This is a genomic window from Pseudoalteromonas sp. T1lg23B (assembly GCF_002964665.1).
Taxonomy (GTDB): domain Bacteria; phylum Pseudomonadota; class Gammaproteobacteria; order Enterobacterales; family Alteromonadaceae; genus Pseudoalteromonas.
In genome coordinates, this window is sequence record NZ_PQBZ01000042.1 from 443,569 (window position 1) to 467,714 (window position 24,146).

The following is a 24,146-nucleotide window of genomic DNA, read 5'->3' on the forward strand; positions in this document are numbered from 1 at the left end:
CAATTGAAAAAGTAGGGGTGGGTTTACCACCCCGTTCTATTTAGATTTTGCCTACAAGGTCAAGTGAAGGTGCGAGTGTTTCTTCACCTGGCTGCCAAGACGCAGGACATACTTCACCATCATGGCTCGCGATGTACTGTGCCGCTTGTACTTTACGTACTAGCTCTTTGGCGCTTCGGCCAATGCCTAAATCGTGTGTTTCAATCACTTTGATTTCACCCTCGGGGTTGATCACGAATGTACCGCGCAGTGCTAGGCCTTCTTCTTCAATCATTACCCCGAAGTTACGAGTAATGCTGCCTGTCGGGTCACCAATCATTGGGAACTGAATTTTTTTGATGGTTTCAGAGGCATCATGCCAAGCCTTATGCGTGAAGTGTGTGTCTGTCGACACTGAGTAAACCTCTACACCCATCTCTTGTAGCTGCGCATAGTAATCTGCTAAGTCACCTAATTCTGTTGGACATACGAAGGTGAAGTCAGCTGGGTAGAAAAACACAATTGACCATTTACCAAGTAAGTCCTTTTCACTCACTTCAACGAAATCGCCGTTATGGTAAGCAGTTGCATTGAAAGGTTGAATTTTTGTGTTGATCAATGAAGTAGTCATAATTTTACTCTCTTAGTTTTGTTTAATGTCGATGACGAGTTAGGTCGTCCTGCTCGCCTTGCTTGACTACTAAGATAGAGATGTTGAATGATTAAATAAAATGGATTGTTTGGATTGATTCAATCAATTTTTTGGATTGAATCATACTTAGTACATTGCGAAGTGATCTTTTATCGATTGTTTTGCATAGAAATTATAACCGTGACCGTGGCTGCGTTATACTCGCAGATGTTCACTGTTACACAACCTTATAATTGAGGAAATCATGCACCCTTTCTTAAATCATATTCAATTGGGCTACTACGGCGCGCTGCCATTTTTAGCCTGCGTATTTTGGCCTCTGTTACTTGGTTCTTCCATCCAAGCAATTGAGGCATTCTCTCTCTATAGCATGGGAATTTTAGCGTTTATGTCTGGCACCTTGTGGCGTGCAGGAGAACAGTCCTATACTCACGCGGTGATGGCTGTACTGGTGGTGATCCCCTTCCCTTTACTGGTGTTCGCTTCAGCAACCAACACCTTGATATATCTAGCTATCTGCTTCCCTTTGGTGCTGTTGTTCGAACGTGGTATGCCAGCTTGGCAGCAATATCACAAGGATTATCACAGAATGCGCTATATTTTGACATCCGTCGTATTCGTTTGTCACTTGTTTATGATTGCGCAAAGTATTGAGCTAACAAGAGTTTAAATTCTCTGCTATACCTTTAAAAGGTGAGCTAAAGCCTGTTCGTTGGCCAAAGTGTGAGTAACAAATGATACAAAAACTAGTCATTGCGCTGATTTGGGCCTTCGGATTTGCCCTGCTGGATTGGGTATTTTCACAAACGACTGTAGATATTGGTTCAGTAGAAGAAATATTATGGTTTTGCTTATCAGCCTCGGCCATTACATTAGTCGCACAGCAACTAAACAGCAAGCCCTTGGTATTTGGCTGGTCATTTTATTGTTTAGGACTACTGCTCGATATCTTTGATGAGTTCTTAGGCCATGACCTAGTGCCGCTTTTAGTCCTAGATACCTCACTGAAAAGTTTAGGGTTTGTGCTCGTTTGTTACGGCATGTTGTTACTGCTATCGTCTAAAAAAGTCACGATAGCTAAACTCAATTTAGAAATAGCCAGCCGTAAACAGCTAGAAGATAAGCTTCGTTATGAAGCTCATCATGACCCACTCACTCAGCTTGGCAATCGCAAAGCCTGTTTTGCACGCTTCTCAAATTTAAGCGAGCAATATCAATGGCTTTATTACTTTGATTTGGATAACTTTAAGCAAGCAAATGACACATACGGACACCATGTAGGCGATGAAGTACTCGAAAAGTTTGCACATGCACTAATAAAGCAATTTGATAAGGAGAGCGTGTTTCGATTAGGTGGCGACGAATTTGTGGCATTTAGCAATCACAGCCCTGATGAATGTAAAGCGCTTAGAAGCCTTATTAACCCTCCACTGCTGGAATATCAAGTGGATGTGAGCATCGGAAGCGCTGAGACTGATAAACATCAAGAGCCAGATAAGATATTACAAATGGCTGATAACAAGATGTACAAAGACAAATCAAGAACCTCCAGCCGCTCTCGCAGCGCGAAAACTAAACCTTCCTAACGCCCCCTGTTTGCAGGTATTAAAATCCTTGTAAGATTTTCACGCACAGCAATGCTATAATCGCCGCCGTTTTTACTATGATGTTTTTTTATGATTTTAGATACACAATGGCGCATACTCACGGTAGGTGACGGCGACTTAAGTTTTTCATCCGCTCTTGCGTCACGCTTAAAAGCAGGCCTGCTCACCGCCAGTACCTACGACAGCGAACAAACCATTCGTGATAAATATCAACATCATGCGTTAGATCTATTGAGTACATCCAGCGCCGAATATCTGAGCGAATTCGATGTAACCGCTGGTGAAAGCTGGCAACGCCTTGCAAAACCACAATACGATTTGGCTATTTTTCAGTTTCCATTATTACCAGCGTTTAGTGACCAAACAGAATTTGAGCAGCAGCAATACTCAATTAATACCCTCAATCGCAGGCTATTGCGCCAGTTTCTCGATAATGCTTATCGCTATGCGCTAGACCCAGCAGGCCCAATGCTATGCTATATCACTTCTAAAGATGTTAAACCCTACTGTGAGTGGGATCTCGAAGGGACATTGAGCTTAAATAGTAAAATGAACTACCTAGGCCAACATCCATTTGATATCACACAGTTTCCTGGATATAAAATTCGTAATGTAGACAGAGACAAACATGTCAAAGACACCAGTGGCACTACTTACGTTTTTTCTGCCAAAGCAAACCCAACGATACAGCAACAACTCTACATCCCTAATTATTTGCAAGACAATCATTGTAGTTTTTGCAGAGCGGGCCCGTTTCATAGCGAAGCGGACACACAAGCACACCAAAACTCAAAAAAACACCGTACCATGCAACAGCACCAGCAGCACTGGCTACGCTTTTTAGCATCCTATAATTCATGAGAGAAAGCTGAGCGCTCATAAAACTGAGATTTGCGTGCGTGGAAACCTGATCCAGAAACATTAGTAACTAGAAAATCGCAATAAAGTTACCTAATGTAAATGTAGAGAAACTTAGCCGTAAAACCAGTGAATAATGTATACAAAAACCTTGCTGCGCTCTTGTGAGGCCTTTAGAATAGGCGCCTTGCGTAAAAAAGTGTGATAGAGAATCAAGCTGAATGAAACTAACCAATCGAGATTTCCTGTTTGCAGTATTATGTTTACTGATTGCAATGATCACCATTCAATCAGGCGCTTCAATTGCAAAGCAGTTATTTCCTCATGTTGGACCTGAAGGCACAACGGCATATCGTTTGGGTTTCTCTGCACTGATTTTATGCCTGATATTTAAACCTTGGCGATGTATACCCGCCAACAAAACGCCCATCTTGATCTACGGATTGTGTTTGGGTGGTATGAACATCACTTTTTATTACGCGATAGAACGTATTCCCCTTGGTATTGGCGTGGCACTCGAATTCACAGGGCCTTTAGCCGTTGCTTTGTTTGCTTCTAAACGAAAACGAGACTATGTGTGGGTATTGTTTGCCTTGTTAGGAATTTTACTGCTGCTTCCTGACATGAGCAGTGCACAAGGGCTTGACCCTATCGGTGTGTTGTTAGCTCTCATCGCTGGCGCTTGTTGGGCTGGCTATATTCTATTTGGTAAGAAAACTGGCAATCAAGGGTCGGGCGGCGCAACCGTTGCCTTAGGTATGAGTGTTGCGGCAATTGCGGTCGTGCCATTGGGCGTTGCGTCTCAAGGTGTAGCCTTGTTGAACTGGGAGTTAATTCCTTTAGGTATAATGATCGGAGTACTCTCAAGTGCACTTCCATACAGTTTAGAAATGGTCGCCCTACGTAATATGCCCGCACAGGGATTTAGTATCATGATGAGCCTTGAGCCTGCAATAGCTGCACTAGCTGGACTGATGATCCTCGGTGAGCTGCTAAGCATCTGGCAATGGCTGGCAATTTTTATGGTGATCATCGCATCAGTTGGTAGCTCGCTGTCTAGCAGCAAAGCACACTAAAGCTTTATTGTTAACGCTGTAAAATAACCATAAAACAAAAGGTTACACCTAAGTGGCAACTTAAAATGCGGTGACGATGGTCGCCACCGCAAATCCATTACTCCTTGGCAAGTGCCCTAGCTAGCGCTTGCTCTTTCGGCACCACAATATCAGGCGTTACACCCACTTGCTCCCAATTGGAGCCTGTTTTTGGGTTGATGGGTCGCAACATTGGTAGCCTCAACACCAACCAATCGTTGATTTTTCTAACCCCTGTTGCATGAGCCAGTCCTTCTGTTTGTTCACCAATAACACGCGCTCTACCTAAATGTTTCAATGTGTAGGTGAAAAACTCAGCGGCACTGATCACTTTACTGCTTGTTAGAATGGTGACAGGAATGACTTTTAGATTGTTTTCAGCCGCCACTGAATAACTGTCAACTCGATAACTAAACCCATCTCTTTGATATATATCCCACAAATGGGTGTTATCCTTCACAAAATGACTGATCAAATGTGCCACCAATTCCATAGACCCACCAGTGCACTCCCTTAGATCGATGATCAGCTCAGAAGTATGACTCAAAAAATTGAGAGCATGTGTAGCCACTTGTTTCGCGCGCTCGTCGGGATGAAATTTATTGAATTTTAAGTAGCCAACATTGCCACTTAGCACTTTGGCCTGCTCAAAAGCAAAGTTATTTACCCGCTTCTCATCAGACTCTTGTAGGATATGAGTAACCACTTTATCAGGTCGCATCGGTACAAGACCAAGATGACCATCTTTACTTAGAATGCGCAGCTGTTGTCCCACTTCATCGATAAACTGCGCACGCGTAGTAATATGGCTAAAATGACCTTGCACCTCTAATTCGAGCAACGCTAATACAATCTGATTGGCCACTTTGGGTAACACATAACCTTGCTCAATTTGATTGCTGAGCAAATGAATCGTCTCGACGCGTTGTTGCGCGCTAATGGCTTCGTCTAAACTTGCATTCGCGTCACTAAATAAACACATCACCAAGCAAAAAACGCTCAGCACGCGGTTAAAAAAATTGTATTTTGTATTCATGATTTTTCCTTTAATTTGTTAATAATTCAAAAAGTTAAATTACAAACTAAAGGGATAAAGAATGGCTGGTGTGTCTTTTGAGGATATTGTTATTACGCCACAGTGAAAAGCGCAGTTTGGCGAGAGATTGGCACCGACAGTACCAAGGTATTAAAGACAAAAAAAGTTTTGGCAAATACGGGATACAACTGACACAAAGCAAAGCAAAAACAAATAACAAAATCGCTTGTGGCATATTTTGGTATACATGCAAAAACTGCTGTGCTTGGCTGGGAGTCCTTGGTTGCGCTTGGCTTTTTTTTGCTTTTGCTTCGAGCTGGACTACCGTGGTATCCACTACCAATGTATTTCCCCGTAACTCGCTGCTGTCTAGCGGTGCAGATGCTAACAGCCAACCACACAAAAACAGAGCTGACGCAACCGCCAGCACTGTATAAACTTGGTGAATCAGCCGTTTGCAAGACATAGATTAATGAACAGGCTCAACAGTGGTGTCATCATCACCTGAGACGAGGTTGTCAGGCTGTTGTTCACCTTCTGTACCTTCCTCTACAGCAGGGGGCTTTGGAAACAGATACGTGTCTAACCACTGCTCCTGTTCCCACAAAACATGCATGATACTCTCGCGTGCACGATAACCGTGCCCTTCATTGGGAAGCATCACTAAGCGCGCTTGTTTACCGAGTCCTTTGAGCGCCGCATACATACGCTCTGACTGCATTGGGAAAGTCCCCGAGTTAGGGTCCTTATCACCGTGGATCATCAGCATCGGCTCATTGATTTTCTCTGCGTGGAAGAACGGCGACATATTCGCATACACATCTTGTGCTTCCCAAAAATCACGTTCTTCGCCCTGAAAACCAAACGGTGTCAAACTACGATTGTAAGCACCGCTGCGCGCAATACCGGCGACAAACAAGTCCGAATGAGCCAGTAGGTTCGCGACCATAAAGGCACCATATGAATGGCCTGCTATCGCTATTTTATTGGCATCCGCCACCCCTTTGGCCACGAGCGTATCAACCGCCGCTTTGGCACTTGCAACGAGCTGTTTTCTAAAACTATCATTGGGTAATGCTTTACCCTCTCCCACGATAGGCATTTTAGGGTCATCAAATACCGCGATACCTTTGGCTAAATAAGGCATTGGGCCCCAGTAGCCAAAATATGGAAACTCATAGGGTGACTCACGCACCTGAGAAGCTACGCTTTTATCTTTGTATTCAAGTGGATATGCCCACATCAACACCGGCAGCGGTCCTTGGGTAACATCATAGTTAGCTGGTAAATAAAGGTTGCCTGTCAACTCAACACCATCATCTCGAGTGTACTTTACCTGCTCTTTTGTCACGCCGATAAATTCCGGGTATGGATGCTCATAACGGGTAAGCTGAGTTAACGTATCAAAATTTAAATCGCGAATGAAAAAGTTGGGTTGCTCGGTTTGTGACTCTCTGACAGTAATAAAACGCATTCCCTCATCATCCAATAGACCTTTTACGCGCTCGTAATAAGGGGCTTGTGATTGCCAAATACGTGTAGCGCTATTGGTTTTGACATCGTAACGGTCTAAGAAAGGCTGGTTACCTGTTTTGGATGCACCATCACCATGTAAGAACAGATAGCGCCCGCCGATAAGCTTTAATACCCTAGAACCTAAATCGCTGCGCGTATACACAAACTGACCAGGATTTTTGTAAGCGTCGTTATAACTGCGCTCAGAAAATATCACACGGTTTTGATCCGCAGCTCTTGGGGCAATAACCGAAGTACGAATGCTGCGATCACTAAAACGCCATTCACTCAGTAAAGCCACTTCATCATCGGCCCACTCTATTGACGAGAAACGACGTTCAACCTTGGCAAATAATTCTGGCTCACGCTTAAATGGTGCGCTAATGGTGTAGAGGTAATCATGATGTGGCACATCTTGTTTCATATTGCCGCCATCTTGTGCCTCTGCCCATAATACGGTAGCACCTTGATCAGCACGCCACTGAAACTCTCGTGGGCCAGTGCGCACACTATCAAACCCCTTTGGTATATTGTCAGCTAAAGGCTGTCTGGCAAGCTCATATAAAGGGTATCCTGTCATGCCCCAAACTTGCCAAACACTGGCAAAACGCTGATAAGGCACTTGGTAGGAAAAGGGTTCATCTATCATACCCACGATCAAGCTGGTTGAGTCTGGCGATACTGTAAACGATTTCACCAAATTAGGCTTGCCGATGCCTTTAATTGGACCATTCAGTGGTACCTTTGCCAGTTGCCCTTGAGCGTAAAATTTAAATTCCGCTTCATCAAATGGCGTTTTCAGTAGATTTTGATAGGTTCTCGCGGGCGCTTTTTCGCCACTACTTTGCTGAACGATAGGTACCACAGACTGCGCTTTTGGTTTCAGTGCTGGTTGGCCATGGTTAACTGCAAAATTCACGACGATCGCGTGACTATCAGGTAGCCAATAGTAAGGAGTCGCTGTGACCACACCGTTTAGTGTTGATTCGGTAAGCTGCCGAGCTGCACGCTCTTTGATGTCGTAAACCCACAAAGTGGCGTCCGCTTCTTGTTCAACAATAAAGCTCAGATATCGACTGTCCGACGACCATTGTACCGATCGTATAACCGCCCCCGCAGGGATCCCTTCAGGGCGAATTACCGAACCGGTATCGACATGTTTAAATTCTAACGATAAGTAAGTACGGCGAGACTCCCGCATAAACGTTTTTGGATTAAACTTAATCCCCGCCAATGCTTTTTCTGATAATGTGAGTTCGTCCAGTGTTAGCACCCTTTTACGCTCTAACAATGCCAACCATTTACCATCATGACTTAATATACTGGTGGGAAGTAATTTTGCATCCACTAATTTTGCCAACGCAGGAGAAGGCACTTGGTACCCTTGCTGCTGTGCAACAACACCCGTGATTGGCGCCAATACGAAAATCACTAGCCCTATAAGCAAACGCTTCATTTTATTTTATCCTACCCTATCCATACAACCGAGCATCATATACCTAATTATCCAAAAATTCAGCTATATCAGTCAATCTTCAGCAAAGCTTACACTTTTGTGACCCAACAATTTACGCTAAAATACCGACCACTTCTATATTCCAACGCTGCTGCCTGACCATATGAGCAATCATGACAAAAACTAATAAGTCCGAAAAAGTAACAATTTGGGACGTTGCCGCTGCAGCTGGAGTATCTAAATCTACGGTATCTTTGGTACTTACGCACAGTGATAAGGTCAGCGATAAAAGTAAGCAACGAGTGCTTGATGCCATTGAGCAGCTCGGCTATGTGTACAACCGTGATGCCGCAGCCCTTAGAAGTAAACGTTCAAATCTGGTTGCGCTGGTTATTAATGATCTTACCGACCCGCTATGTGCGCAATTGGCCATCGCACTAGAGTCTCACCTTTATGCAATAAACATGTTGCCAATGCTGGTCAATACGGGGGAAAACCTTGAACGGCAAAAGCAAGTTGTCAACACACTAAAAGAATACAATGTCTGCGCGTTTATTATGTGTCCAGCCCCCAATACCGACCAAAAATGGCAAGAACAACTGATCCAAGCTGGGTTCCCAGTGATCAATGTCATGCGTGAGGTAGACTATTCTAGCGCGCCAAGCATCCTGCCTGACAATAAAAAAGGCTCACATATAGCGACCTGCCATCTATTAGAGCAAGGACTCACACAACTGGCTTTTTTGGGCGGTACAGCTGAGATTTCCGAATATCAAGAGCGCGTGGCTGGATTTACGTCCGCACTTGAGCGGCACAGCATCAATCATAAACAGCCCATCATCACCGCCCCGAGCAGCCGTCAAGGTGGACGTGATGCTTTTCAACAGCTCATACAAGTCGCGCCCACCACCAAAGCTATTGTCTGTTTCAGCGATGTGATTGCCTATGGCGTCATAGATGCCATGCACCAACAAGGCTTAGAACCGGGTAAAGATATTAAAATCATCGGCTTTGGTGATTTAGAAGACTCACAACTTATGCAACCAACTCTGTCATCTGTGCATATTGATTTCCATGAAATTGGCAAGCGCACCTGTCAGACACTTTCTGAATTATTGGAACAATCATCCCCTGCGGTTCGTACTTTGGTTGATGTGTCGCTAAAAATAAGAGAATCATCTTTGTGAACAAACAAGTTTTAATCATCGGCTACGTTTGGCCAGAACCTAATTCTTCGGCTGCTGGCAGTCACATGATGTCATTGCTGCGCTTTTTTAAAGCACAGCAATGGCAAGTCGAATTCGCAAGCCCAGCGCAAGTCACCGAGCATATGGTGGATTTAACGAAAGAAGGTATAACAAGTAAAAGTATTACTCTTAACTGCAGTAGTTTTGACGAGTATATTCAAGCATTACAGCCTGATATCGTCATGTTTGACCGTTTTATGATGGAAGAACAGTTTGGCTGGCGAGTTGATAAATATGCCCCCAATGCACTGAAAATATTAGACACTGAAGATCTACAGTGTTTACGAAACGCCCGCCACGAAGCACATAAAGCCCAGCGGGAACTAACCGTGAACGACTTACACTCCGACCTAGCTAAGCGTGAGATGGCAGCAATCTTACGCTGTGATCTCAGCCTCATTATCTCCAGCTTTGAAATGCAATTGCTAGAAGATACCTATAAGATTGATAGTTCACTGTTACATTACTTACCGTTTATGGTTGACCTCAACAGCCTACCACAAGATACACCAGCCTTTGAGCAACGTCAGCACTTTATGACTATCGGTAATTTCCGACATGCGCCGAATTGGGATGCGGTACTGTATTTACAGCAAATATGGCCGCTCATTCGTAAGCAACTACCAAAAGCAGAGCTGCATATTTATGGCTCCTATCCCCCACCCAAAGCAACGGCACTACACAACCCAAAAACAGGCTTTCTTATCAAAGGCTGGGCTGAAGATGCTCTGGAGGTAATGAAAAATAGCCGTATTTGCCTTGCACCGCTCAGATTTGGAGCTGGCATAAAGGGAAAGTTGTTAGAAGCGATGATCACCCAAACGCCCAGTATTACCACTACAATTGGTTCCGAAGGTATGCATTTAGATTTGCCATGGCCTGGGGAAATTGCCAACAATCCACAACAATTTGCTGATGCAGCAGTCGCCCTTTATTGCGATAAACAAGCCTATCAGTGCGCACAAAGCAACGCACAGACAATCCTCGCTCACGTGTACCAAAAAGAACAACTTGAGACGTTGTTAATTAATAAAATCAATACAATAGCTGAAAATTTAGCGCAACATCGACAAGCCAATTTCACAGGTCAAATGCTCAAACACCATACTATGCGAAGCACACAATATATGGCGCAATGGATTGAAGCAAAAAATGTCAATAAAAATCGTTAAATAGCCTAGACTTTGCAATGAAAGCGATTAGAATGCGCAGCAATTCCAATCGCTACATTTATCATCAAATAACACTTTTGTCTGATATTTGTATTGTCATTCTTTTATTTTAGGTTTCACGCAGTTGAACACAGCTACCTTTACCCAAAAACGCAAGTTTATTGTTAAACTTGGAAAAATGTTGCACAAATACGGTACGCCCGCATACCGACTTGAGGCACACCTCATGGAAGTGGCAACACACTTGGGTTTAAAATCATCATTTGTAATGTCCCCTACATCCGTAACATTTGTTATCTGGACAGAGGGTCATGAAGAAGAATACACCCACGTCGCACGTGTAGACCCTGGCGATCACGATTTAGGTTCCTTAGCTGATACTGACGATGTGGTGAGTAAGGTACTAACTGGCCAAGTTACGATTGAACAGGCAGACGCCGATTTAGATAAAATTAGTAAGCAAAAAGCCCCCTACAGCAAGTTACTAACTGGCTTTGCATTTTCAGTATCTGGTGCTGCTTTTGCGATGTTGATGGGTACGAGCTGGAATGATGTGCTCTGGTCAGGCGTGTTCTCAATTTTGGTTTTCCTGTTTGTACTTTGGTCTGCTCGTTCAAAACGAGTGACACACATGCTTGAACCATTGGTTGCCATTGTGGCAGCTATTGGTGCGTGCGCGGTGAGCAGTTATGTTGACCCCAGTATTAATATTAGATTAGTCATTTTGTCAGCCATTATCGTGTTCATTCCAGGTCTCGCATTAGCCTTAGCATTTGCGGAGCTTTCATCACGCCACTTAGTGTCAGGTACAGCGAGAGTTATGGACTCGTTAATGTTGTTGTTCAAACTCTATTTTGGCGCATTCTTAGGCATCAGCATCGGGTTTTCTCTGTTCGGCACCACAGACTTTGTACAGCCAGATCCATTACCAAAATGGACTGCGTGGCTGGCTATACTACTGCTGTGTACGAGCTTAATCATCATTTTCAGAACGAAGCTCAAACATGCTAGTTGGTCAATCGCATCTGGGTTTATCGCATACGCTGCGAGCATTAGTGCCGCCGTATATTTTGATTATTCGATTGGTGCGTTCGTCGGTGCTTTTGCTGTAGGAGTATTTAGTAACCTGTTTAACCGTATCGTCAATGCCCCCGCATCAATTGTGGCAATGCAAGGTTTGATTGTACTGGTACCTGGCTCTAAAACATATATAGGCCTCAATTCCCTCATTGAAGGGCAAAGCTTTATTCATGCTGATCATATCGGACAACAGACATTTCTAATTTTTATGTCTCTAGTAGCCGGTCTCATTTTCGCAAACGTAGCACTGCCTCCGAAAAAAGCCTTGTAGATAAAGGGACGCTATTGCGTCCCTTTTTACTGTGCTTGTTGGTAATGCAGCGCCCGTTCGATGCGAGATTCAACTTGCGGATGGGTGGACAAGTACTTGGACCAATCATCCTGCTCGCTTTTTCTTTCTTGCGATATAAGTCTAAGTGCAGTGGCAAAATCAGCGGCTTTATAACCATGTTTCTCTAGATTATATAACGCAAAATCATCTGCTTGGCGTTCCATATCTTGCGAAAACTGCTGCTGCATAATGGCACTTCCTACGCCCAAAGTGAGCTCAGCAATACCCTGCAGATCACCGAATACCACCGCAAGTGCGACCGTTGAAGCAACCGATTGCGCTGCTATCCGCATACTGTGTTGATGTTCAACATGCCCTATTTCATGCAGTAGCACCGCTCTGAGCGCCTTCGGATGGTCTGCCAACTTCTTTACCAGTGCATCAGTAACCACAATTTGCCCATGGGGAAGCGCAAAAGCGTTCGCTCCAAAATAGTCGGAACGATAAAACCCTAAACGGTATTTTTCATTATCTAACTGTAATTGGGCCAAAGAATGCTGCCATAAGACATTAATTTCAACCTGTTGCTCGGGATTTAGTTCACTAGGCTCCAACGCCAGTTTTTCTATCATCAACATTGACTGTTCACCGGTTTGTTCCGCAACACTTTGCGGCAGTAAAGTGACCGCACTTGCTGCCATATTTGGCACAGCCACAAAGAACAGCCAATATAACAGCAATGGGCACAAAACAATGGATGAAAGCACCAAAACTTTGTGCTTTTCACAACGCTCAATAAACTCCGAACCTGAGTTTAGACGAAAATTTACATCATCAGGCAAGAAACGCCGCGCATCAGGCAATGTAATATCTTGTGCCTGACCCGATATTGCGATACCCAGCCGAACATCAGCCAAAGGCATAAGCAACTCAACGCCATCATCACTAACAAGCGTGAGCTGTTCACTGCAACAATGCATAGTGCAGTTCGTGCTGGCGTTACTGCCAGCACTATATAGCTTACCCGTTATTTTCTGCATATTATGTTAAAGAGACATCAACATCGAAAACGTTCGCAGCTTCTTGCGCAAATGATGATTGCTGTGCTTGTTGAACGTTAATGACCTTCTCAGCGTCAGGCTGAAGGTGTACAACCGTAGCAGCGGCTAGCATTTTAGCCTTGCGCACTTTAGCCCAAGGAAAAGCCAACCCGAGTGTCAACACAATTGCCACTGTATTAGTCACAGTCAACGTAACGTAATCAACAGGCTCAAGACTCGATTCAAATTCAGCTATACCTTCAATATGACTATTGCTATAGATGTGATTTCGTACCATCGCTTGATAGGCAGGTGCCAAAATTGTAATCACGCTGACTTGCATTAACAGTATTAAGCCAACAATCATTTGTGGGCTCTCAGTAAAACTCGCCCCCGTGACCAACGCGAGAACACCAACGGCAATCACAATCCCTATTGCAATACACAAACATGCAAAAGCGATTAAATAATATTCTCTTGTAGATAGCTGTGTAATTACCTTCTTATTACCATAATGAATATTGTTGTGGATATAGCTATCAATGCGTTTGAGTACCCATGGCAGCAATAGATACAAAGTGAAAATACTCAGCACTGGTAACAATACAAAATTAACGAACGCATCTTTATAACAACCTTTAAAAGAGAACTGAACATTGCGATAGCGTGTCATTCTCAAATTAAAACGTAGTCCTTGATTTATTACCCACGGCAGCGCAACAAGCCAAGTCATCACAAGTAGTATCCCAACCATTGGATAATAACTACTAGCCACAATATATAAAGTAAAACAAGCAACTGCTAGCAGTCTACCTTTTAAAATTTGTAAGGGTGTAGCCAGATAATCAAACCTATGACCATTGATCAGCGTATGACCAAAAAAATACTGTTTGTTTCTTACCGTCGCCCACGCCGAGTAGATACCCAATGTGGCAATCGTCAAAAGAATATTGACTATCCAAATACTAAAGTAGCTACGCACATTACCAGTAAATTGCACTTCATGTCTTTGCGTTGACATGTCGGCGTTTTCAGCCATTTCTTTAGACTCTAAGTCCATTTAAAACTCCTAAAAAATAATAACAAGTACCATATTTGGTACAATGGCGGAATTATAACCATAAGGTAACAAGAGGTACAATAAATTACTGCTACATTTGCAACAAAAAAGCCAGCGGTTCGATCCACTGGCTTTTACTGATATTACTGACGTGCTAGGGCAAACACTTTGACTCCATAGCTATGTTGAACTTAGCAGCAAACGACTGCAAACTTGCCATTTGCTCGCGCTCTTTGTCACTGTTAACAACGTCATTTGATGCGGATAACAGCCAAGTCTGGCATCCTTCTTTGAGTGGTAAAGGCTTGCGTGCCATACCCACTTTAGGATAGAAATAGCCGCGTCTGTTGAGCGCAATTAAGCCAAAGCTTTGTTCCGCCTCATGTGCTTCTAGCACTTGCTCCAACGAATGTTTCATGAACCATTCCATACTTCTTTGAGCATTCACAAGTGGCGCCTCCGCTTTGCTATCGGACGCTGTTTGTAGCGTTTGACAGCCAAGCAACAGGCCGCTGAACAATAGTGTTATACACAAACTACGCATTCTTCGTTCCCCATGTCACTCGTCGGAAAAGTAAGCCTAAGATCAGAGCATATAGCCAATATCCAAAACTACCACTCCCTCCATCATCTATATTATTCGCTGGTGGAGGTGTGCGTACATTAACTGTAACCGTTGCTTGAGCCGATTCACCATTGCCATCACTGATAGAGTAAATAATTTGCTCTTGGCCTGTGAAGCTACTAGCTGATTGATACATAATGGTGTTTCCAGAGACGGTTGCGGTGCCCGTTCCTTCATACAGTAGTTCTACAAGTGTCAATGTGTCACCATCAACATCACTATCGTTGGCAAGCACCTCTATGGTTGTTTGCACACCTTGAGTGGCTGAAACAGAGTCATTACTCGCCACTGGCGCATCATTGACCGCCGTTACTGTAATTTGTGTTGTAAAGTTGGCACTAGCACCTTGCTTATCACTGATTGTAAGGGCACTTCTAATAACCCATTAAAGTTGGCATCGGGCGACACCACATTTGCGTTAAAGGTGTATTGCTCCCCAGCCAGAATGGTAAGCGTGAACTCACTGCTGTCTACATCTAATACTTCAAACTGCGACACAGCAAGCGTGATCGTCTGATCTTCATTCATTGTCAAGGCCACCTGAGTGAGTACCTCAGGTGCATCGTTAACTGGCGTGACCTGTATCTTCGCCGGATAACTTGTGGTGGTTGTGCCATCGGTCAACGTAATATTTACGGTGAGTTCACCATTGAAGTTTGCCGCTGGCATGATGGTGTTGCCAGAGAAGGTATAATTAGTACCGGCAATCACACTCAACGCCAATTGAGAATCGGCTTGTTGATTCACCACACTAAACTGTGACGCCTCCAAGGTGACGCTCGTATCTTCAGCTGTTGAGATCGTTTGCTGAGAGGTCACGGCAAGACTTGGCGATAAATCAAACTCAGGAGACAGAGCGTAAAAAATGCTGGTGGCACACATAACCATCACCCGTGCTTTATTGTCTTGACTGCCAATCAAAGTAACTTGCTGCTGGCCATCATTAGGCGTACCAGATAACAATAGCTGACTTTGCGAAGCATCACTGTTAGTTTGCATAATATCGACATTGGCACATGACACTGGCGCCTGATTGGTCCCAGCTACATTCCAGCTTACAGTAATTTGATTATTTTCATCTGCCGAGCTGCTTTGATCTGGGGCAGTAATAACAAATGGACCTGCCGCCGAAACGGTCGTCACACTTGCAGTATCGAAACTTACCCCTCCGTTACCATCTCGAACAACCAATCTAAAGGTCATGGTTCTGTCTGTGGTTGGGTAGCCATCCCCTTTGGTAACTTGACCAGAAATCACATCAGCCAATAATGGAAAGTATCTTGTTGCTGAGGTGCTTGGCAGATAAGGTCGGAACATCGGCCCTTCACCATTGTCTTTCAAATCCTCAGCACTTGAAGTCGGTGAGCCTAAATCCAACTGTTCCCACGAGTATGTCAAAGTGTCATTACTATTGGCATCAGTTGCCGAGCCTGTAAGCATAAATGGCGTGTTTATTGGGATCACATGATCAGCTTTAGCGTCAGCTACTGGAGCTTTATTGCCGTCATCTTGTAACGAACCACATGTCGCTCCTGAGCCTTGCGTAAGGTGGGAGTGTATCTCATCAATGCTGTAGGAATGGAACATCGCAATGGAGTTTGAGTCTAGATTTTCCGACCCGCAAATCCCAGCGTAGGCCATAATGGTAATACCACTGCCTGGTTCATACGCTGCGTTGCTAACGCGAGTCGAGCATGACCCTGCTGAGCCATTATAGGTATGATTTGCACCAAACTGGTGGCCTAATTCATGGGCAACATAATCTACATCGAATGCATCACCTTCTGGTGTCCCAATTCCGGTCATCCCCATCGCTTTACCACTGTCATCACAAATAACACCCAAAGCAGCTAATCCAGCTCCTGAGGTTGCCATCAGATGGCCAACATCATAGTTACTTGAGCCAATGATGGTGTCTATCTGATTTTGTACTTCTGTGAGCGTATCATCTAATTCGCCGTTATCGTACGGGTCATTCTCGGTAAAAATCAGTGCATCATTATTTGCTACTAGTTCGAGTCTAACGGCAATATCTGTTTGGTATATTTGATTGACTCGGTTAATCGTCGTCACGATGCCATTTAACGCTTGAGTCTTGCCACCAAAATAGCTGGTATATTCATCACTGGTGGTGACTGCTAATCGATAGGTCACCATTTCTACTGTACCACCGTTACCAATTAATGGGCCTCTTTGCTGCAACGTATTTAGGGGCATATCGCTTTGCAGCGCCACGACTTCATCATGCCAAGGAGCATCACGATTACCCTTTTCATACACTTTGTAGTTACCATAGCTCGGATCTACATATAAAACGCGCTCGTCGGTCTGATAAAAAGCATAAAAACCGTTTGGTCCAATATCGAAACGACCGGTATTTTGTGCAACACCAACTTGGTGCCCTGAAAAACTGCGGATCATGGGATATTTCTGTGCCAACGCAGGGGCCATAATGGGGTCATAACGTATGACATATTCGAGCAACCCACCACTACCATCAGGCAATGCAATAGTCATGTTGGCACCTTTTTCGGCAAGCGCGATTAGATCACTCGTTAATTTTTGATGGTTTACGCTATAGTGCTGCCCTATAGCCGATTTAGATTCACCTTGAGCATGTACTTGCGTAGTTTGCCACTGCCAACTGTTGGCATAACTGGTGATAGAAACGAAAAAGGAACATAACAAAAGCAAAGAACGGTTCATATGCATCTCCGCATAAAAGACATTAAAGCACAGTATAGACTTGGCTTATGAATTTGCGCATATTTGACGTTCAATGCTGTGTTAAAAACAAGTGATTAGCAATCGTTGTAAAGCTTCTGCAAGCGGCTAGTAACACCGTTTGTCCAACCAAAACCCTGTTGCACTTGATACTCGCCCCCACCAGCTGTTTTTTGTGGCTCGCACACATTGTATTTTTCCAATAAGCAATGGCGAGTGACAAAATCCTGTTTCACCATATTTAGCCACCGCAGGGCAATAGTTTGCGCTAGCTCAAATTGACCATAATCTCTCAACCCTTTTATTGCAAACCAATGTAGTGGAGCCCAGCCATTAGGGCTATCCCATTGCTGAGAAGTTTTACTTAGGCAACTGACCAATCCACCTTGGCGTAGAAACTTGCTATTGAGCTGCTCTCCAATCAATTGCGCTTGTTGCACACTGGCAATACCCGCATAAAGTGGCACACATCCCGCTAAACTCAATACCTCAGAACGCTTATTGTTTGCTAAGTCATAGTCACAGAACCAGTTATGTTCATCGCTCCACAGTAGTTGTTCAATTGCTTTTTTTCGTAATTGTGCACGCTTTTGGAAAGCGTCGGCATGTGTGGTTTCATCGAGCATAGTTAGGCACTGTGCTAGCGTGCCTTCCAACAAATAAAGTAAAGCGTTTAAGTCAACAGGTACTCGGTTTGTAGTATTAATACTGAGTAAACTTGTTGGGTCGTCTAGCCATCGAGCGCTAAAGTCCCAGCCTGACTCACATGCAGCCCTAATATTACGAAAAAAAGATTCACGTTGTGGCTGTGGTAATTTGTTCGCATCAGTAATATCTTCAGCATATGACTCTGGTCGAGGTTCAGGCTTATCATCCCAATAGCGATTCAGCTGCATTCCATTAAACATCTTTACTACTCGGCGATGAGCACTATTATTTTGCGCTAATTGCTCCTCTCCTTGATGCCAAAAGCGATGTTCTTGGCGCATTGCTTCAACCATGCGTTCAAGCCATTTAGTATCGGACTTTTTGTACGGTAGTAGCAACTTGATCATCAGTGCCAATACAGGAGGTTGAGAACGGCTGGTATAGTAAATTCTGTTGCCATTAGGCACACATCCATAACGCGCAATCAGGCTCACAAAGTTCTCTACCATGGCTTCAATAAGTGCAACATTGCCACTATCTTCTAGACCCAGTGCGGTAAAGTAACTATCCCAATAGTAGATTTCATTGAATCGACCGCCAGGCACCACATAGTCATGCTCTAAAGTTAACAATGAATTATTGGTGGTATTAAATGCCGTTCGCTGTAGTTTTGGCCAGAGCGTCTTAATATACTTAGCAACAGAGTTCAGCTCTCCAAGCGCTTGTAATTCAGGCTGTGCCGCAAAGGTAAAATGCGCATCGACAAAACGTCTCAGAGCCTCACTGTCCATAGGTAAATCAAGCTGTTCATAAGCTTGCTGTGCATTGGCCCAGCTACTCTTGGGAATGGCATCAGCAAACACCTTACTATCAGCAAAAATACCGCTTAGCTGCACATCTTTAAACAAGGTGCAATATTCAAACTTCATGAAAACCTCTTAGGCAGCAATAGGATGCGCAGGCGTACTACGCTGTTTAAACAGAAACACTGACACTACCAGCAAACACAGTGGGACAAGCGCGCTATAGAATGCATGCTGACCACTAAAATGCTGAAAAATATAGCCTGTTAGAATGGAGCCCGTGGTGCCGCCAAGTGCTGAGAAAATAACAATCATCCCAGTCATAGACGCATGTTGGTGTTTCTCTAAACTACTCAAAATAACTGAATTTAACACCGGATAAATAGGAGCCATAAGTAGCCCAATCATGGGCATCAAGTATGCTGCCAAAGGCGCGTCAAATACAGAGCTGACCGTTTGCTGTGTGATGCCCTGTGTTAAAGGTAGAGTTAATAAAATTAATCCCCCCATTGCCACCAAGCAGATATTAAGTAACACATACCAATGGAGGTGTTTAAGGATTTGGCCCGCGAGTAAACGCCCCACAGCCAAGCTTGCTGCAAATATACTGGTCAACTGCACACTCACATCCACTGGTAAGTGTAAAATTTCATTGTTAAAGGTGGGTAGCCAAGTGCCTACTCCTTGCTCTATCAAAACGTATAAAAATGCAGAGATGATAAATACCAGCACCAAAGGTTGAAAGCTAAGTTTCAACATTGCGGCGAATTCGCCGACTATACTGCTATCCGATGGCAATGTTTGTTTTGCGATTGGCGCAAGACTAATAGTTAATACACACACCAAACTCAGCAAGGCGAGTATGTAATAAACGCTTAGCCAATCTAAAGCATCGCTTTGCGGCGTAATAAAGAAGCTGAAAATCCAATAGCCGCTGAGCACACCAACCATAAAAATACCTTCAATGGTGTTCAGTAGCGCGGAATGAGACGAAGGTGAATCACTTAACTGCCCAACTAAGGCATACACACTAATTTTCACAACAGCAAAAGCACAACCCACAACGGCAAACAATATTTTAAACGCATAAAACTGGCCGATTTGTGGCGTAACCAAACATATTAGCATCACGGCAGCCAAAGCCATCAACAGCGCTAGTTTATAGCCAAAACGTGGGATCATGGAGGCTACCAAGAATGACATGATGGCAATGGAAAGGTCTTTAAAACCTTCTAAACTGGCGGCCTGTGTTTTGCTCACGGCAAAACTGTTTATTGATTGCAGGATCACGGTTCCCACGCTGTTAAGCAACACCGCGAATAAAAAGTAGCAGGCCATCATAGCCAGTATGATCCGTGCTCTTGATGCATTGCTTAACGTAGTTGGTGCATCTGTCATAAGCTTGAACTCATTTATATTGAATGAATCAAAGTCTAGCCTTGCAAAAATTAATTTGCAATCGTTTGCAAATTAATTTCTGTCATTACAAGTTTAGCTAGTGTCGTTGCTAACTGGATTGACGACACAGCAACTCAATATCAATTTCTTGAGAATCAACAACTTCGTTATTCAACTGTGCCAATAGTTTAACCACTAGCATTTTAGCGGCTAACTGCGTATTTTGCCTGATGGTAGTCAATGACGGATGGCTGACATCCGCCATACCAATGTCGTCAAAGCCAACCAAACGTACGTCGTTTGGTACGCTGATATATCTTTCTTTCAGTGCCTTAAGTGCGCCCAACGCAACCATATCACTGCAGGCAAAAATACCATCAAAAGTGAGCCCTTCAGTTCTAAGTAATTGATTAATGGATTCATATGCAGCATGACTGGTGATATCTATTTTAACGGTTTGCTGTTGGCACTCACCTTTCACTTGTTCAATCGCGGCTTTAAATCCACGATATCGCTCGCTTATCTCAGCGTGACCAGGATCGCCTAAAAACAATAGATTAGATGCCCCTCGCGCAATCAAATGCTCAGTGGCCAACAAACCACCTAAATAATTGTCACTGCCAACAATTGGATAATCGCTCGGGGTTTTAGGATCGCCCCATACAACCAGAGGAGCCCCCTGCTTAGCCGCCTGCTCAATACGCCTTTGTTGCTTACCTTGACCGACCACAATCAAGCCATCGGCTCGGCGTCCATCAATAAAATACCCATACCAATCATCCCCAGCCATGTAGGAATTAGACAGCAAAAGCTCATAACCTTGACGGTTAACTGCTTGATTAATATCACTAACAACTTTTAATAAGAACGGGTCATCAATCGACTGCTCGGTATTGGCCTCTAAATTTATGACCACTGCAATTACTTTGGTTTTTTGCAGCCTTAAACGACTTGCTGCGGTATTGAGCGTAAAATTGTGCTCTTTGGCAAGCTGTTGAATGTGCTCTCGGGTTGCTTGTTTGATCACAGGATTATTATTTAACGCCCGTGAAGCGGTTGAGGTTGATACCCCAGCAAGCTTTGCTAAATCCACCAGCTTTAATTTCTTCTGCTCCACTGTAACCTCTTCGATTCAAATCTCACCGCTTCACTAACTTATTGAGAAGATAGCATATTACTGAGCAATACTGATTAATTAATTGGCATTATATCGCAAATGTGCAGCGGTTATTAGCCACAACAAAACAAGGTATGTGCAAAAAGTTGCATAAAAGTTATTGCAAACGTTTGCAATAACCTCTATTTTAATTTCAGCGCCATCTATAAACTCCCTATTGCTGGGTTACAAACTTAGTCTTTAGCGCTAAGTTTAGGGAGTGGCGCACACAATTATATGAACCATATGACAACAAAAGGGGCTTTCCCATGCGCAAACTCAAGCAATATTCGTTGCTCGCTTCAGCCATAGCTGCGGTTTTGAGTAATCAAGCGATAGCACAAGACGAACAAGCTAAAGAACAAAAAGTCGAAACTATCGTAGTATCAGGTACAGCCGGTGGACGCGGTATCAGAAAGATCGATGCCGGCTTCGCCGTTACCAACATTGACGCGGTTAAGATAGACAAACTCGCGCCAAAAAGTACCGCTGATCTATTAAAAGCTGTACCGGGTATTTGGGTAGAAAGTTCAGGCGGTGAGTCTGGTGCGAATGTGTTTGTGCGTGGTTTCCCAGGTGGTGGCGACGCGCCATTCTTAACCGTGAGCCTACAAGGTTCACCCGTTTACCCTGCACCAACACTTTCATTTTTAGAAAATTCTTCAATTTTCCGTTTAGATGAAACCATTAGCATGATGGAAGCCCTACGCGGTGGTCCAAACCCTGTAGTCTCAAATGGTCAACCGGGCTTAACTACCAACTTCCAACTAAAACGCGGTAGTGAAGACACTGAAGGTACGTTTAAATATACCACCAGCGACTATGGCCTACAGCGCCTTGATGCCGTGCTAAGTGGTGAATTAAGTGACGATTTATATTACATGGTGGGCGGCTATATTAAACGCTCATCGGGCATTCGTGATGCTGGTTTTACCTCTGAACGCGGCCAGCAGTTCACCATCAACTTAACCAAAGAGTTGGATAACGGTGAAATTAATGTTTATACCCGTCAGACCGATGATACCGGCGCTTGGTACTTACCTACTCCACTTAATGTAGACGGTGTTGACGCTGAATATACACAACTGGGTACCCTAAACCGCCAAGCCGTTATTTATGCAGGTAGCGATGAGGCGATGGAAATCGACTTGGGTGAAGGTCGCGGCTGGAAAGGTCACATCTCTGGCGGTAGCATCAAGCTAGAACTAAAAAATGGCTGGCACTTAATTGACCGCTTCAACCTAACGCAGGGTGAAGCAAATACTTATGGTCTAGTACCTGCGGGTAGCGCAGAACTACTTAAAGATATTGCTGACAATGGCCAAGATGCAAAAGGCGCTGTTACGGGCACTATGTATGAAGGTGATACCTATGTACAAAGTATGGGCCGTTGGGTCGTATTAAAAGATATCGAGTCATTTACCAACGACTTAGCGTTTAGCAAAACCTTCGACAGATGGGATAGTGCTTATGGCCTTTACAGCGCATCAACGTCGGCAAAAGACTGGTGGAGCCTAGGTAATGCGGCCTATTATGTGCTCGAAGCTGGTGGTGAAATGCTGGATGGCATTGAGTGTAACACCAGTGTCGATGGCTGTGCTTGGAACTACGACATCAACAGCACGGGTGATGCGACAACGCTTGCGTTTTATACCACGCAAAGCTACCGAGCTACCGATGAACTTACATTCGATCTAGGCCTGCGCTCTGAGCGCCATGAAGTGAATTATTCCGTCGATGAAGACCTTAACGGCACTATTGATAAGTCGGTTGACTACAGCGCCCGAAAAACATCTTGGACGCTAGGTGCTGACTACAAGCTAGCCGATGACATGGGTGTTTTTGCGCGCCTTAATAAAGGCTATAAAATGCCTTACTTCGATGATTTTAGGGATAACTTTGGCGTCTATGAAGCCGGCGAGCAGCTAATCAAAGAAATCACACAAGCAGAGCTGGGCTTTAAGTATATGGGTGATAACACCGACTTTTTTGCCACTGTGTTTAGCAATGAAGTGCAAGGCGACACATTCGTTCGCAGACCTGGTGAGCCTGCTGAAATTTTAACCAACGAAGCTTTGGGCATCGAGTTTGATTATAACTACAACCATGAGTCTGGATTTTCAGTTAACTTAAACGCAACTGTGCAAGATACCGAAATCACTGAAAGTCCTGACAATGAAGGTAATGAGAGTCAACGTCAGCCTAGTTGGCAAATTCGTGTTACGCCAAGCTATGACTTCGAGCTAGCTGGTATGTTTGCCACAGTTTACGGCACATTCTCAGCAGTCGATGACCGTTACGGCAACAATGAAAACACCGTTACGCTTGAAGGCTATGAAAAGCTTGACCTTGGCTTGATAGTCGAGCCAGCAGAAGGTGTAAAACTGCAATTGGCAGCGGACAACCTCACTGATGAGCAAGGTATCACCGAAGGCGACCCTCGTAATGTCAATGCGCCAAATGGTCGCTATATTATGCCTCGCAGCATCAAATTTAGCGTCAGCTACAGCTTTTAATTAACCCCCTCCTTGGATCACAAGCCCAGTTGCCCAAACTGGGCTTTTTTATTTTTAGCGTTCCTATTTGAAACCTATTTCTCTGTCTTAAGAATGGCCAAGTTCCCATAACCACTGTGTTTACGATTTGGCTGATATCGCCGAACACGACTATAGTCTTGCTGTAGCTGAAACTAGTAGTTAAGGAATCAGCGGTAGGCGGCCTGACA

At 44.1% G+C, this 24,146-nt stretch carries 19 protein-coding genes; 8 read left to right on the forward strand and 11 right to left on the reverse strand.

Annotated elements, in window-relative coordinates; genetic code table 11:
• Window positions 1-40 precede the first annotated feature (40 nt).
• Window positions 41-610, reverse strand: coding sequence for an alkyl hydroperoxide reductase subunit C (gene ahpC, locus C2M32_RS18435; protein WP_105169768.1), 570 nt, complete (start codon window positions 608-610; stop codon window positions 41-43).
• A 265-nt stretch (window positions 611-875) separates the two neighbouring features.
• Between ahpC and C2M32_RS18440 the strand changes: the two genes are divergently transcribed.
• The 4 genes from C2M32_RS18440 (at window position 876) to C2M32_RS18455 (ending at window position 4,172) form a co-directional block, all read left to right on the forward strand.
• Window positions 876-1,301, forward strand: coding sequence for a DUF3429 domain-containing protein (locus tag C2M32_RS18440; protein WP_105169769.1), 426 nt, complete (start codon window positions 876-878; stop codon window positions 1,299-1,301).
• Window positions 1,302-1,365: 64 nt separating this feature from the next.
• The gene (locus tag C2M32_RS18445) at window positions 1,366-2,217 is read left to right on the forward strand and encodes a GGDEF domain-containing protein (RefSeq protein WP_105169770.1); all 852 of its coding nucleotides are present in this window, start codon (window positions 1,366-1,368) and stop codon (window positions 2,215-2,217) included.
• Window positions 2,218-2,307: 90 nt separating this feature from the next.
• A complete protein-coding gene (locus C2M32_RS18450) occupies window positions 2,308-3,099 on the forward strand; it encodes a class I SAM-dependent methyltransferase (protein ID WP_105169771.1) in 792 nt (263 codons plus the stop codon).
• Window positions 3,100-3,317: 218 nt separating this feature from the next.
• A complete protein-coding gene (locus tag C2M32_RS18455) occupies window positions 3,318-4,172 on the forward strand; it encodes an EamA family transporter (RefSeq protein WP_105169772.1) in 855 nt (284 codons plus the stop codon).
• Between the two features lie 97 nt (window positions 4,173-4,269).
• On the opposite strand, the gene C2M32_RS18460 is transcribed toward C2M32_RS18455, so the two are convergent.
• Together C2M32_RS18460 and C2M32_RS18470 are read right to left on the reverse strand one after the other, a co-directional pair.
• Window positions 4,270-5,226, reverse strand: coding sequence for a S41 family peptidase (locus C2M32_RS18460; RefSeq protein ID WP_105169773.1), 957 nt, complete (start codon window positions 5,224-5,226; stop codon window positions 4,270-4,272).
• Window positions 5,227-5,695: 469 nt separating this feature from the next.
• A complete protein-coding gene (locus C2M32_RS18470; protein WP_105169775.1) occupies window positions 5,696-8,197 on the reverse strand; it encodes a S9 family peptidase in 2,502 nt (833 codons plus the stop codon).
• 173 nt (window positions 8,198-8,370) lie between these two features.
• Here C2M32_RS18470 and C2M32_RS18475 point away from each other — a divergent pair, with 173 nt between their 5' ends.
• The 3 genes from C2M32_RS18475 to C2M32_RS18485 all read left to right on the forward strand — a co-directional run bounded on the left by C2M32_RS18475 (window position 8,371) and on the right by C2M32_RS18485 (window position 11,967).
• The gene (locus C2M32_RS18475; RefSeq protein ID WP_105169776.1) at window positions 8,371-9,384 is read left to right on the forward strand and encodes a LacI family DNA-binding transcriptional regulator; all 1,014 of its coding nucleotides are present in this window, start codon (window positions 8,371-8,373) and stop codon (window positions 9,382-9,384) included.
• Entirely contained in the window at window positions 9,381-10,616 is a 1,236-nt protein-coding gene (locus tag C2M32_RS18480; protein ID WP_234401348.1) for a glycosyltransferase, read from the forward strand. The genes C2M32_RS18475 and C2M32_RS18480 overlap by 4 nt, the downstream gene beginning before the upstream one ends.
• Window positions 10,617-10,740: 124 nt before the next feature.
• The gene (locus C2M32_RS18485; RefSeq protein ID WP_105169777.1) at window positions 10,741-11,967 is read left to right on the forward strand and encodes a threonine/serine ThrE exporter family protein; all 1,227 of its coding nucleotides are present in this window, start codon (window positions 10,741-10,743) and stop codon (window positions 11,965-11,967) included.
• A 26-nt stretch (window positions 11,968-11,993) separates the two neighbouring features.
• Here C2M32_RS18485 and C2M32_RS18490 read toward each other — a convergent pair whose 3' ends face one another.
• The 8 genes from C2M32_RS18490 to C2M32_RS18525 all read right to left on the reverse strand — a co-directional run bounded on the left by C2M32_RS18490 (window position 11,994) and on the right by C2M32_RS18525 (window position 21,382).
• Window positions 11,994-13,007: a M48 family metallopeptidase gene (locus C2M32_RS18490; protein WP_199886189.1), complete on the reverse strand. Its 1,014-nt coding sequence runs from the start codon at window positions 13,005-13,007 to the stop codon at window positions 11,994-11,996.
• Window position 13,008: 1 nt separating this feature from the next.
• Complete coding sequence (locus C2M32_RS18495; protein ID WP_105169778.1) at window positions 13,009-14,067, reverse strand: YjgN family protein; 1,059 nt, start codon at window positions 14,065-14,067, stop codon at window positions 13,009-13,011.
• A gap of 154 nt (window positions 14,068-14,221) precedes the next feature.
• On the reverse strand, window positions 14,222-14,485 hold the full coding sequence (locus tag C2M32_RS18500) for a hypothetical protein (protein ID WP_158678275.1): 264 nt from the start codon (window positions 14,483-14,485) through the stop codon (window positions 14,222-14,224).
• A 118-nt stretch (window positions 14,486-14,603) separates the two neighbouring features.
• Window positions 14,604-15,071 (reverse strand): Ig-like domain-containing protein, encoded by a 468-nt coding sequence (locus C2M32_RS18505; protein WP_325047887.1) that lies wholly within the window; start codon window positions 15,069-15,071, stop codon window positions 14,604-14,606.
• Window positions 15,002-17,398 carry a reprolysin-like metallopeptidase gene (locus C2M32_RS18510; RefSeq protein ID WP_158678276.1) on the reverse strand — a complete coding sequence of 799 codons (2,397 nt, stop codon included), beginning with the start codon at window positions 17,396-17,398 and terminating at the stop codon, window positions 15,002-15,004. The genes C2M32_RS18505 and C2M32_RS18510 overlap by 70 nt, the downstream gene beginning before the upstream one ends.
• A 95-nt stretch (window positions 17,399-17,493) precedes the next feature.
• On the reverse strand, window positions 17,494-18,993 hold the full coding sequence (gene treF / locus C2M32_RS18515) for an alpha,alpha-trehalase TreF (protein ID WP_105169782.1): 1,500 nt from the start codon (window positions 18,991-18,993) through the stop codon (window positions 17,494-17,496).
• A gap of 9 nt (window positions 18,994-19,002) precedes the next feature.
• Window positions 19,003-20,265, reverse strand: coding sequence for an MFS transporter (locus C2M32_RS18520; protein ID WP_105169783.1), 1,263 nt, complete (start codon window positions 20,263-20,265; stop codon window positions 19,003-19,005).
• Between the two features lie 109 nt (window positions 20,266-20,374).
• Entirely contained in the window at window positions 20,375-21,382 is a 1,008-nt protein-coding gene (locus C2M32_RS18525; protein ID WP_105169784.1) for a LacI family DNA-binding transcriptional regulator, read from the reverse strand.
• A gap of 308 nt (window positions 21,383-21,690) precedes the next feature.
• Between C2M32_RS18525 and C2M32_RS18530 the strand changes: the two genes are divergently transcribed.
• The gene (locus tag C2M32_RS18530; RefSeq protein WP_105169785.1) at window positions 21,691-23,937 is read left to right on the forward strand and encodes a TonB-dependent receptor; all 2,247 of its coding nucleotides are present in this window, start codon (window positions 21,691-21,693) and stop codon (window positions 23,935-23,937) included.
• The last annotated feature ends 209 nt before the right edge of the window (window positions 23,938-24,146 follow it).